At 73.2% G+C, this 12166-nt stretch carries 8 protein-coding genes and 1 pseudogene; 5 read left to right on the top strand and 4 right to left on the bottom strand.

The window, feature by feature from the left end; translation table 11 throughout:
- The 3 genes and pseudogenes from AC068A_RS30415 to AC068A_RS30405 all read right to left on the bottom strand — a co-directional run.
- A pseudogene (locus AC068A_RS30415) lies at positions 1 to 1082 on the bottom strand (hypothetical protein); the annotation flags it as partial.
- On the bottom strand, positions 1079 to 6259 hold the full coding sequence (locus AC068A_RS30410) for a DUF6603 domain-containing protein (protein WP_478589476.1): 5181 nt from the start codon (positions 6257 to 6259) through the stop codon (positions 1079 to 1081). The gene AC068A_RS30410 and the pseudogene AC068A_RS30415, both read right to left, overlap by 4 nt.
- Positions 6260 to 6409: 150 nt before the next feature.
- Positions 6410 to 7207: a hypothetical protein gene (locus tag AC068A_RS30405; RefSeq protein ID WP_478589475.1), complete on the bottom strand. Its 798-nt coding sequence runs from the start codon at positions 7205 to 7207 to the stop codon at positions 6410 to 6412.
- A 565-nt stretch (positions 7208 to 7772) separates the two neighbouring features.
- On the opposite strand from AC068A_RS30405, the gene AC068A_RS30400 reads away from it, so the two are divergent.
- The 5 genes from AC068A_RS30400 to AC068A_RS30380 all read left to right on the top strand — a co-directional run bounded on the left by AC068A_RS30400 (position 7773) and on the right by AC068A_RS30380 (position 11719).
- Positions 7773 to 8801, top strand: a complete 1029-nt coding sequence (locus tag AC068A_RS30400) for an alpha/beta hydrolase (protein WP_478589474.1) — start codon at positions 7773 to 7775, stop codon at positions 8799 to 8801.
- An 848-nt stretch (positions 8802 to 9649) separates the two neighbouring features.
- Positions 9650 to 9943, top strand: a complete 294-nt coding sequence (locus AC068A_RS30395) for a hypothetical protein (RefSeq protein ID WP_478589473.1) — start codon at positions 9650 to 9652, stop codon at positions 9941 to 9943.
- Entirely contained in the window at positions 9936 to 10760 is an 825-nt protein-coding gene (locus AC068A_RS30390) for a hypothetical protein (protein WP_478589472.1), read from the top strand. The genes AC068A_RS30395 and AC068A_RS30390 overlap by 8 nt, the downstream gene beginning before the upstream one ends.
- Before the next feature lie 297 nt (positions 10761 to 11057).
- Positions 11058 to 11318, top strand: a complete 261-nt coding sequence (locus AC068A_RS30385) for a hypothetical protein (protein WP_478589471.1) — start codon at positions 11058 to 11060, stop codon at positions 11316 to 11318.
- 38 nt (positions 11319 to 11356) lie between these two features.
- Positions 11357 to 11719: a hypothetical protein gene (locus AC068A_RS30380; protein ID WP_478589470.1), complete on the top strand. Its 363-nt coding sequence runs from the start codon at positions 11357 to 11359 to the stop codon at positions 11717 to 11719.
- Positions 11720 to 11803: 84 nt separating this feature from the next.
- Here the strand turns inward: AC068A_RS30380 and AC068A_RS30375 are convergent, their stop codons facing one another.
- Positions 11804 to 12007 (bottom strand): hypothetical protein, encoded by a 204-nt coding sequence (locus AC068A_RS30375; RefSeq protein ID WP_478589469.1) that lies wholly within the window; start codon positions 12005 to 12007, stop codon positions 11804 to 11806.
- Positions 12008 to 12166 lie beyond the last annotated feature (159 nt).

Here is a 12166-nt window from a genome sequence, read left to right as displayed (position 1 = left end):
GATGCGGCTAACACGGCACCCCGTCCAAGGAGCCGCCCCGCGACCCCCCCCCCCCCCCCCCCCCCCCCCCCCCCCCCCCCCCCCCCCCCCCCCCCCCCCCCCCCCCCCCCCCCCCCCCCCCCCGGTTCCGGGGCCGGTTCCGGAGGTGGGGGTACGTGCAGCAGCAGGTCGCGTCGTTCGCCGGTGCCGTCGAAGAGGAAGTGGCGCACCCGGCCGGCGAATCCGCCTCCGGGGGCCGGGTCGCTGGTGAAGGACCAGCTGTGCAGTGCGGCCAGCCGGACGGTGACCTCGTGGGTGAGCCTGCCCGCGTCGGCGTCGGCGAGGATCGACCGGCAGCCCTCGAGGGCGACGAGGTGGGCGGCGTACCGCCGCGCGGCGGCCCGGTCCGGCAGCCGGGAGGAGACGACGACGGCGTACGCGCCCGCGGTGAGCTGTTCGCCGCGCAGGCCGGTGTCGGTGGTGACGTCGCGGACGTGCATGAGGTGCCGGAGTTCGTCGGTGCGGGGCGCGACCGCGGCGAAGATGTCGCCGGGGATGTCGACGGTCCGGCACACGGCGGTGGGGTCGCCCTCGATCTGCGCGGGGGCGATCCGGGGGTGGCGTACGCCGTCGGCGTCGGTGAGCAGCTCCTCGGCGGTCATGGGGACGGTCAGGCCGTCGGACCGCGGGTCGCCGGGGAGCTCGCCCTCGGCGAAGACCAGCAGGGCGAGCCAGGGTTCGGCCGGGGCGGCACCGGCGCGGCCGGGTTCGTCCGGGCGCCGCATCCACGGCAGCAGCGGGTTGGCCAGGGTGATGTGCGCGAGGGTGGTGGAGTAGTCGGAGTGGCCGCCGGGGGCCGGGTTGACGGCGTGCACCTGGTCGGCGGCGAGCGCGAACTGCGGGGCGCGGACCTCGAAGGTCTCCTCGACGGGCGCGAGGTAGCCGTCGGTGTCGGTGTCGGTGCCGGTGTCCGTGTCCGGCAGGGTCTGGGTGGCGCGGACGCGGTACAGCCCGGCGTCGATGGCGGGTTCGCGGTTGTCCCGGAAGTGCAGGACGAAGCCCGGGTCGGTGAGCGGCACGGGGGTGTCGAGCTGGTCCGTCATCGTACGGGCCCTTCCGAGGCGGCGGCGTGGGACGGTGTGGCGCGGGGCGTGGTCGCGTGGGACGCGGCGGCGGAGAACGTGGTGAACAGGGCTGCGGAGGCGCGCGTGCCGGGCGGCAGCTGCCAGCGTTCGGCCAGGGCGGGGCGCCCGTCGGCGCCGATGTCGACGACGGCGACGGTCGCGTCGTCGCAGGCGACGAACGCCCGGCCGGCGTCGGGGGTGAAGGTGAGGGACAGCGGGGCGGCGCCGAGCGGGATCTCGCCGAGCAGCCGCCCGCCGGCCACGACGGACACGGCGGCCGCGTGCCGTACCCAGGCCCGGTCCCGGGGGTCCAGGGCGAGGGCGAGCGGGTCGGCGCCGACGGGGACGTCCGACTCCAGGGTGGTGGCGGGCGGGGCGGAGTGCGGCTGCTCGTACAGAGTGACGACGTGGCCTGTGCCGCCGGTCCTGCTCCGCAGGACGACGGCCCGCCGGGCCGAGGTGGTCAGCATGGCCAGGGCGGTGCCGGGGGCGGTGAACTCGTACGGCGTGTACGAGGCTCCGGGGGTCGGCACCGGCATCACCCGCACCTGGCCGTTGCTGCCCGCGGCGGCGCCGTGGACGTAGACCCGGCCCGGCTCTCCCGGGGTGACGAAGGCGGGTGTGGCGGGCCCCCAGACCTGGCCCAGGAGGGTGCCCGTCGAGGTGTCGAAGGTGGCGGTCTTGCTGGCGTCGTTGGCGTTGGCGTACAGGCGGCCCGCCTCGACGTCGACGGCGATACCGCCGAAGTTCCGTACGACCTCGTGGCCGACGACCGTGTGCACCGGCGGCGTGTCTCCGGTGAGGTCGACGGACGCGGCCGCCCGGGGCGCCGGGCAGGCGACCACCGCGCGGTCGCCGTCGCGCCGGACGGCGAGGACGGTGGGCCGGCCGCCGAGGGTGATGCCGGTGCGCGGCGGACCCGCCTGCTGGGCGACGGTGTCGATGACGTCGATCCGGCCGCCGTCGGGCCCGATGGCGTACAGGACGGCGCCGTCCGCGGAGGTGGTGGCCAGGTACGGGCCGGGCCCGCCGGCCGGGACGCGGCCGATGACGGCGGTGGTGACCGGGTCGACGGTGAGGATTTGCCCGGTGGTGTCGTCGAGGACGAGGAGGACGGGGTCGGGGTGCGGCGGCGCGGGGTCCTCGGTGAGCAGCAGCGGGTCGGCGTCGAGGCCGAGGGTGCGGGCCTGCTCCGCGAGGACGCTCACGGTGTCGTTGGGGAGCGGGCTGCCGGGGAGCAGGTCGGCGAGGGCGGCGTGCATGCGGGTGCGGGCGGTGCCGGCGCAGAGCGTGGCGAGTTCGCCGGCGAGGAGGCCGACCCCCGCGCCGGCCGGTTCGGCCGTGTGGACCGGGGAGCCGCCGGGCACGGCGCGGGGGTCGAGGGGAAGCCAGGCGTCGGGGCGGAGCTTCTCCTCGGCGATGTCGCGTTCGGCGATGGGCCCGAGGTCCTGGCCGACGGTCTTCGGGCCGGGCACGGTAATGCGCAGCCCGGTGATGTGGCGGAGCAGGGGGTCCTGGCCGAGGGTCTTGTCCTGGGCGACGTCCGGGTCGCCCCAGAGGGCGAACGGCACGTTCCCGTACTGGGCGTCGGCCTGCCAGAGCTCCTCGCGGGGTACGGCGCGCCAGGCCGCGGCCCGGCCTCGCCGGGTGTCGCTGAATTCGACGGTGACGTGCAGCAGGCCGTCGATGTCCTTCTTGCCCATGGGCCGGATGTCGACGGTCCCGTCCCCGGTCTCCGCGCGTTCGTTGAACTGCGCCCGCGCGGTGGGCACCGCGGTGGAGACGGCGAAGGAGAAGCCGGAGGGGTCCGCGAGCCAGGGTTCGGTGCCGGCTTCGACGCGTGCGGCCCGCAGTTCGGGGTCGGCGTCGGCGTCGGTGAGCAGGCCGGTGAGGGGCTGGGCGGTGAGGGGGTTCGCGGGCGGCAGGAGCTGGGTGCGGAACTCGGTCCAGTCCATGGTGGCCGGTCCCGTCAGGGAAGCGCCGAACCGGACGGTCACGGTGATGAAGGCGAACTTCGCGGTGACGGTGCCGCCGGTGGGCGGGCCCCACAGGTCGAGCGAGGCGCCCAGTTCGCCGCTCACCGTGAACAGCAGTTTCACCCGGGCGCCGACGCGGACCGAGATCCCGGCCCGGAAGTGCAGCGGAGCCCACTGGACGAGGATGTCGGCCCGGGCCGTCAGCCACGCCTCGACGATGCCCGCGCTGTAGCGGACGTCGAGCATGCCGCCGGCCATGACGGCGTTGGGGGTCAGCGCGAAGTAGGCGCCGCCGGTGATGGACACCGCCGAGCCGACCGACCAGGTGAAGCCGAGGCGCGGGACGGCCGGGAAGTGGGTCGGGACCTGGTAGTCGGGGTGGTAGCCGCCGACGGTGAGGACGAAGTCACCGGCGTGGGGGCTGGGTCCGAACCAGGAGGAGAAGGCGAAGCCGCCGGTGAGGACGCAGGCCGGGTCGATGACGTACGAGTCCACGAGCTGGGCGGAGGCGGCGAGTTCGCCGCGCGCCGACTGGAAGACCACGCGCAGGTCGACGCCGATGCGGGCGTACGCCTTGCCGTTCTTGGGGAAGTCGGCGACGGCGTGGCCGAGGAGGGCGACGGTCAAGTCGTGGCCGGCTTCCAGGAGGAGCAGCACACGGGCGCGCAGGAACTCGAACGAGGTGAAGTCCAGTCCGCCGGCCAGCCATACCTGCCCCTCGCGGTCCGTCACCCAGGGCCGGGGTCCGTCGGTGAGCCGGGCGAGGGCCTGCATGGGGTCGTCGGGCAGGCCGCCGTCGAGTCCGGCGACGAAGGGGAAGGCGCTGACCTCCTCCTGGCGGGGCACGCGTACGGAGCTGTTGTAGCCGAAGCCCAGCGCCACGCCCGTCACCCGGAACGGGGGCGGGCCGCCGAACGCGGCGGTGGCCCGGCCGAAGACGAACATCGACGGCTCGCCGCCGGTCCGCCGCTGGTAGGCGCCGACCGCGGTGACGCCGAACGTCGGCATCTCGATCGCGAGCTGCCCCTGCACCATCAGGTCGTAGCCGGGCTGCCGGCGGGTGATCAGTCCGCCGCCGAGCCGCAGCGGGGGCCGCTCGAAGGACACGAGCAGTCCGTCGAGGCGGGGTGCCGGCAGCAGGGAGTCGGCGTCGAGGTCGAAGCCGAGCCCCAGGCCCTGTACGGCGATGTCCAGTCCGGCGGCGCCGAGGGAGCCGTCGAACATGAACCACAGCATGCCCTGGTCGTAGCCGAGCCCGATGCGCTGGATCTGTACGGGCCCGAAGGCGCGGCCGACGTCCACCCAGAGGCCGCCCCGGTCGGCGGGCGGGGCGGTGGAGACCGCGGGGAGCGCGGCGCTGCCCGTGCCGGGCGTGCTGCCGGTGCCGCCTGTGGCGGTGAGCGCGCGGCCGGGCGGTGGCGTCGGGGCGGCCAGGCCGGCGGACAGCTCCAGGGTGGCCGGGCCCAGGCGCAGGTCGGCGCGGGCGGCGGGCCCCGGCCGGAGGCCGGCGGCGGGCAGCGGGTCGGCCCCGGCGGTGGCGAGGAGGGCGTTGACCGCGGCTGTCGTCTTCGCGTCGAAGTCGCCGGAGCTGTAGAGGACGTGCAGGTTCTCGATGCCCAGCTCGCCTGCCGCGGGCAGGAACTCGCCGACCAGCGGCAGGGTGGACAGGTCGAGCCGGGCGGCGAGGCCCACCCCGAGGCAGAAGCGGGCGGGGGCGCCCGGGGGTTTGACCCGGACGAACTTGGCCTCGGACAGCGCGAGGGTGAGATCGGCGGGGACGGCGGGCGCGGCGTCCGGGAAGAGCGTGCCGATCCACTCGTGCAGCGAGATCCGCAGGGCCTCGCCGCCGGTGTCCCGGAAGGTGGCGACGATCACGTCGGTGCCGGCGCCCGCGGTGTCCAGGAGGACGTCGAAGGCGAGGCCCCCGATGGCGAGGGTCCCTCCGTACTGCACTCCGGTGGAGTCCCGGGTGATCGCCACGGCCAGGCCCGCGGTGACGTCCTCGGTGATCGTGAACTCTCCGGTGCAGCGGAACTCGGTCCTCGGGCTGCCGGTGGTGTGGGAGAGCCAGATCCCGGTGAGGCCGAGGCTCGCGACGACCCCGGGGACGTCGGTGAGGCCGAGCGCCGAGATGACCTGCGGCATGCCGAACGCGTCGCCGGACGTGACGCCGCCGTGGAAGGTCCAGCCCCGGCCGCCGGCCCGCTGCGCGGCAGTCAGGTCGACGGTGATGCCCTCGCCGATCTCGGCCGTGCCGCCGAACCGGGCGACGACCTTCTCGGCGCTGCTGTACGAGAGCTTCAGGGACAGGCCGGTCAGGGTGACGGGGCCGAGCTGCCAGTCGCCGGTGAGGCCCAGCCGGACGGCGTAGGCGTCGCCGAGGTCGGCGGCGAAGCCGAGGGCGGCGGTCCCGAGCCCGCCGGGGACGTCGTCCACCGGCAGGCCGAAGGACGTCAGCAGGGCGCGGGCGTCGACGGATGCGCCGTCCCGAAGCCCGCCGGTGATCCGGAGCTCGGGGAACCACAGGGCGACGTCGAGTACCGGGCCGGGGCCGCTGGGGGCGGGGAGCGTCAGGCCCGCGACGACCGCCATCGAGGTGGCTTCGTAGGCTGCCCCGGCAGCCTGCGCGGTGAGGCGGTAGTCGAACCCGGCGACGTTCTCGGGGGCGAAGCCGAAGTCCGCCAGGCCCTGCGCCGCGCTCTCCCACACGGTGTCGCCGGCGAAGGCGCGGGCGAGCTCCTCCAGCGCGCCGGCGAAGGCGCCGGGCTGCTCGGGTCGTACGGCCGCGGTGATCCGGCCGGGACCGTCGGCGGTCAGCGCGGCCGACACGTTGTTCTTGGCGAAGGCCGCGCCGAGCAGGAGGGTGGTGTCGCCGTCGGCGGTCACGGCGACCGTCACCTCGGTCACCTCGACGGTCATGGCGGTGTTCGCCGGCCACTGCTGGGCCGCGCAGGTGAGGGGGAGGGTGAGCCGGGTGCCGCCGGGGTCCACCTCGGGGGTTCCGGATCCGGCCGTGCCCTGGATCCGGCCGTCGGGAAAGGCTGCCAGCATGTCCCGTAAGGAATCGGGGAGTTGTGCGTCGCCGGTGGTGAGGGTCGGAGGGGACCCCAGGCTCAGGAGGTGGTTCCGCAGTGCCTCCAGGTCCACCGCGGCCAGTTCGTCGGGACGGGACGTGGTCATACCGGTCTCCGCTCTGTCACCAGGATGTTCCGGCCGACGGGGCCGGGAAGGATCACGCGCCGGGCGAAGGGTCCGCTCAGGAACCGGGGCCGGCGGCCAGGGTCCGGGTGGGGGCGGGGTGCGGGTGGGGGGGCGGGGTGCGGGTCGGGGTCAGCCCGCCCGCCAGCGGGCGCCGTCGGCGAGGATCGCCTCGGCCTCCACCTTCGCCATGGCCGTGCCGCCGAGCCGGAGGGGGGTGCCCGTGCCCGTCGCCGTCTGGGTCACGGCCTTCCACTCGAGGACGACGGCCTTGAATTCCGGGGTCGTGTAGTCCTTCTTCTGCCCGGACCCGTAGTCGAGTTTGGCGGTGACCGTGTGGTCCTGGCCGATCCCCGCCTCCCAATTGCCGAATAGTTCGGCGGCGAACAGCCCGAACCGGGCCATTTCCGCCGTCATCCTGGCGACCACGTACAGCGCGTTCCTGGCCTTCTTCAGGTCGGCGGGCTTTCCCGCGGATACCGCGGTGAGGTGGCTGTGCAATTGGCCGAGCTTGGAGTCCAGCGTGTCGCCGCAAAGCCAGTCCTGGTCCGCCGTGGAATCGTACTCGGCCGGTATGAAGTGCTTTCCCATGTGGGTCAGGCCGGTGGGGATGAGCGCGTTCTTGTCCCGGTCGTTCTTCTTGGCTTCGTCCTTGTCCCAGGCCGCCATGTAGTTCGTGCCGCGGTCGATGGTGTAGCCCCGCCCGTAGAGATTCCTCTTCAGGAAGTAGAACTGGACCGACCGGCCACTGGAAAGCACCACATCGATCATGAAGAAGCGTCGGTCGCCGGCCTGTTGCGGGGTGTAGGTCGCATAGCGGCGGCGGAGGAACTCGATCGTGTCCTTGAACCGGCCTGGCCCTGATGCGCTTTCCTCGCTGAAATCCAGGGCCCGTTCGAGAATGTCCTCACGCTCAAGCGCCATGCGCAAACCCCTCCCGATCCGCCTACGGCCGATACGCAGAGCGCCCATGTAGTCACAGCCGGGGTATGCCCCACAAGTATGCGTTTCGGGTGAGGGGCGTCTTCCGGACACAGGTGAATCCGAACACCGATTCGGGGCATCTCGCCCGGCGGGGCGCGCGCCGGCTCAGTGGCCGACGGTGTTCATCAGGATGATCGCCGTGAGATCCGCAAGGATGACGGTGACAACGGCGATGATCACGGCCCAGGCCCGCTGGGACTCGTCCAGGTGCACGCGTCGCCTCCCGACCGGCATGTGCCTTCGCTTCCGTGCGGGGCGCCCGCGAGCGGGCCCGCCGGGTCCTCCTCTCCGCCATGATGGCTCGGTTCCGCCGGGCGCACAGCTCGGGCGGTCCCGCCCCCGGTGGCAGGCGACCCGTACCGTGCCGCGCCACCCTGTTCCCCAGCCCGGGGCCCCGGGCCGTCCTGGACCCCGTCCCCACACCACTGATCATCAACGGCAACCTCATCGACGAATCACCTGATCCACCCTCCGCCCCGGGACTGCGGGGCCGGGTGGTTGACTACCGCCCATGGACGCCACTGCCCCGGGCACACCCCCCTTCGACCCCGAACTGGGCGCCGCACTCGCGGCTTTGGGCGCCGGGACGAGGGAGCCCTTCACCCCGGAGAACCTCGCGGCACGGCAAGAGCGGGATGCCGCGGCCCGGCCCAGGCCGACGGCCCGGGACCTCCGGGCCGACGGCCGCTTCGAGGTGGAGGAGCTGCGCGTACCGGGAGCCCCGGGCGGGCCGGACGTCACGCTCGTGAGCGCACGGCCGGCAGGGATCACCCGGCCGCTGCCGCTGCTGTACTACATGCACGGCGGCGGCATGATCACCGGCAATGCGTGGTCCGTGCTCCGGCAGCTGCTCCGCGAATGGGTGCTCACGCTGGAGTTGGCCGTCATCTCCGTCGAGTACCGGCTGGCACCGCAGGCGCAGTATCCCGAACCGCTGGAGGACTGCTACGCCGGGCTCACCTGGGTGGCCGAGCACGCGGCTGACCTGTGCATCGACGCGGACCGCATCGTCATCGGGGGCAAGAGCGCCGGCGGCGGCCTCGCCGCGGCACTGGCCCTGCTCACCCGGGACCGCGGCGGGCCGGCCCCGATCGGGCAGCTGCTGCTGTGCCCGATGCTCGACGACCGCAACGACACCTTCTCCAGCCGCCAGATGGCCGGCACGGACACCTGGGACCGGACCTCCAACGCAACCGCGTGGCAGGCGCTGCTGGGCGACCGGTACGGCGCGGCGGACCTGCCGCCCTACGCGGCGCCCGCCCGGGCAACGGACCTGTCCCGCCTGCCGCCCGCGTACATCGAGGTCGGATCGGCCGAGACCTTCAGGGACGAGGACGTGGCCTACGCCAACGCGCTCTGGCAGGCCGGCGGCCAGGCCGAACTCCACGTGTGGCCCGGAGCCTTCCACGGCTTCGACACGCTCGCCCCCCGGGCCGCCCTCAGCCGGGACGCCCGCGACGCCCGCACCCGCTGGCTCCGCCGCATCCTCAACCGGCCGCAGGATCCCGGCACGGACAACGCCGAACGAGCAGGCGGCTGAACTACGGCTCGGCGCCCACGACGATCGCTCATACGATCACCTGTTCAGCCGCGGCAAGGCCGTGTCCCGGGCACTGGCGGGTCGTTGGGTGTGTCACCGGGGCGGACGCGTGTCACGGGCCGGTTCCGCCGGATCCCGTGACCGTGGGCATCGCGCCGCTACGGCTCGCCCCACCCGACGACACCGGACGAGGCCCCGCACGCCGCGCACGGCGCACGCCGGGTGAGTTCCGGCACGGGCACGGGCTCGGCCGCCACCGTCGCCGTGGCTGCCGCTTCCTGGGGAGAGAACCAGGCGGCATGCGTGTTCAGGGACAGGACGTGCCGGAAACGTTGCTGGCGCCTGAGTTCGAGGGCGTCCCTGTGGCACAGCCCGCCCACCCCGGATGACCTCCACGCGGCCCCGAAGACAGCCAGCACTGCACAGATCAGCATGATCCTCAGGAAGACGTCTGGCACGGCGGTCCTTTCCGACGGTGATTCGATCAACAGGGGCCCGCAGCCCGAGCCCTCGGCAACACCTCGACATAACGCAGGGGCATATGCGGGGTTGCGCCTTGTCACCTCATTGCAGCCACCTGGAGCACTCGGCCGGACTCCCGCCGCGCGTGCGCCGTCCGCCCGCCGCGCTCCCGGTGCACGGCAAACCCGGACCACGGTGAACCCCGCGGGCCCGCCGAACCGTGGTTGAGCTGCGGCGATGCACCGTGTCCGGGCTGCGGCCGCCACGGAGCGGACCGGTTCGGGGCGACCGTTCGGCCATTCGAGAACGGGTCAACGCCCGGTCACCGCGTCATCATCACCTGCTTGGCGCATTCCCAGTCCGGTGCCGGGAGCGTTGGTTGGACTATGACGACAGCGAACCGCTCAGCAAGCTTCCAGGGCCGCCCGCCCCTTCACGCGGCCACCCGGATGGGGAGTTGGACCTTCACACCGGGGTCGACGGGCTTGGGACCGGTCCTGAACGCGACCCTGGAGCACGAGGGGCGGAAGATCGAGCTGAATTACACGTCCGCGATCTTCGAGGATTTCCTGCACGAGATGAGCACGATCCACAGCGAGTTCAACCGGCGCTCGACACCACTGGCCGCCGCATCCGGCACGCGCGCCGGCGAACACGCAGGGATGGTCTCCCGTGTTTGAGACATACGGTCACCACGACATGAGCGGCTCGCGCCCCCAGCCGGATGCCCGCGTGTTCTGGACGGGTCCGGACGTCGAGCAGCCCCCCGTGACAGGGCAGCCACCCCTCGTGCTCGGCCACGTGAACAGCCCGTGGGATCCGACGGAGGAGCTCGCCTACCTGCTGCAGGACTCCATGGCCCCCAGGCAGGCGGAGCCCTTCGACCACGCCGGCTTCGACGAAACGACCGACACGGTCGGATCGACGAACATGGTCGGATCGACGAACATGGTCGCCGGGCCGCCGAGCGTCGTCGGGCTGCCGCAGGCGCAGTCCTCCGGCGGGCACCGCCATGCCGCATCGAAGTCGCCGGTCGGGGCCCTGCTGCGAACGGGCAGCCTCTTCACCGCCGTGCTGGTCGCCGTCATCGCCGCCGTGGTGAGCGTGTTCAGCGGCCTCGCCATCTGTGATGCCCTCCGGCACAGCGCCACGCCGAGTACCGGTCACGATGTGGTCAGCTGGTGGCCGCTGCTGATCTACGGACCCTGGATGGTCGCCTCCCTGTCCATCCTGAGGGCCGCCCTGCACCAGCGCCGCGCCCTCCACTCATGGTCCATCGTCCTGTTGTTCTCCACACTTGCCACGTTCCTGTGCGTGGCCCAGGCACCCAGGACGCTGGCAGCCCAGGCCGCGGCCACCCTTCCGGCCATCGCGGCGCTCGCCTGCTTCCAGCAACTCGTACGCCAGATCACGCTCACGCGGCCGCCCCGCAACCCCGTGCCGCGCCACCGGAACCGGATGTCCTCCTCCGGCCCCACGTTCCACTACGGGGCATGACGGCCCCGTCCCGGACTGCCGCACCCAGCGTCCGCCGCGCTGCCGCGAACGGCGTCGGGGACGAAGACGCGGGCGAAGAGGCGACAGCCGCTAACTGCATGGAGAACGCGGTCCTTCCCAGAGCCCTACCGGAATGATCGTTTGCACCTCAGGAACGACAGTCGAAACCAACAGGTCACGGGCTGTACGCAATCTCGGCACGGCGGTCTTTCAGCGCTGCCCCGCGCCCGAACGCACGCGCGATGCGCTCCCCCTACCTCCCCTCCCCCTGCGCTTCCTGAAGAGAGGACAGCAGAAATGATGCACGAGCCCTCCTACGCCGAGCGGGTCCGGTACAGGCAGCTCCAGGACACCGCCTACCAGGCCGGCCAGGACGCCGTGGCCAACCTTCAGTCCGCTCTCGCGCTCGCCGGTCTGGTCCTTCCTTCTCTCGCCAACGACGGGCCCGTGGGCTGCCGGGGATTCGTCCGGCTCGGCGGGTGCGGTGTGGCCCTCGCCAACCAGCTCGCCGAGGTGATCGCCGCCGGCGCCCGTGCGCTTCAGGACCAGCAGCATTGATCCACCGCCCCCAGCGAAAAAACTCAGGAGGTTCTTGCATGAACACGTGGCGCGCTTCTTCCCCTGCGCCGACACCGCAGGACGCACTCGATCCCTACCGGTTCCCCGGGGCACGGGACTTCGAGGACCACGAGAACGCCGCCGCCCGAACCACGCTCCCCCCGGTCCCGGTCCCGGCCCGCGACCCGGACCGGCAGGAGCGGCCTGTCGGCCGGGGCAACGCGGTCCACCGTCGGCGCCTCGAACTGCACGCGGCGCTGACCGCGGCCGGCATCCCGCCGCTCGCCGGAGACCTGCACGCCATCGAAGCCCTGGCCGCACTCGACGACACGGCCAACGCGGCCGTCCAGCGCTGGATCGCCGGCGCCCGCTGGCCCGTGAGCGTGCCCCACTTCGCCTGAGCACATGACAGGACCCGGCCGAGGTGGGGCGACGGCGTACCCCGGCCGGGTCCTGCGTGCGTGGGCGTGACGGCGCGGCCGCGCTCAGCTCTCGTCGTCGCGCATCTCGTCCTCGTCCCGCCGGCGTCTCACCTCGTCCTGACGGAGCCTGAGCTCCTCGGGGCTCTTGCCCCGGCCGCCTTCCTGGCCGGAGCCCGACTGGGTGGGATCCTGGCCGCTGCGGTGCATGCGCTGCTGCTCCTCGCGGCCCTTGCCCGGCTTCTGGCGCTTGTTCTGCATACCGGCCATGACGGCGACTCCTCGTGACGTGCGGATTCCCCCTCCCCCACAGTGACACGCACCGTGACATCGCGCATCACGAGCGTGAACGCGCACCCCGCCCGGTTCCGGCCCTTCCGCGGTCCGACGGCCTAGTCTGCGGTCAGCGCGCCCGGATGCCGGGACGCA

Source organism: Streptomyces sp. NPDC043854, assembly GCF_056436005.1.
The sequence above is the reverse complement of the archived record's forward strand: the minus strand, read 5'-3'. Positions and strand labels throughout refer to the sequence as shown.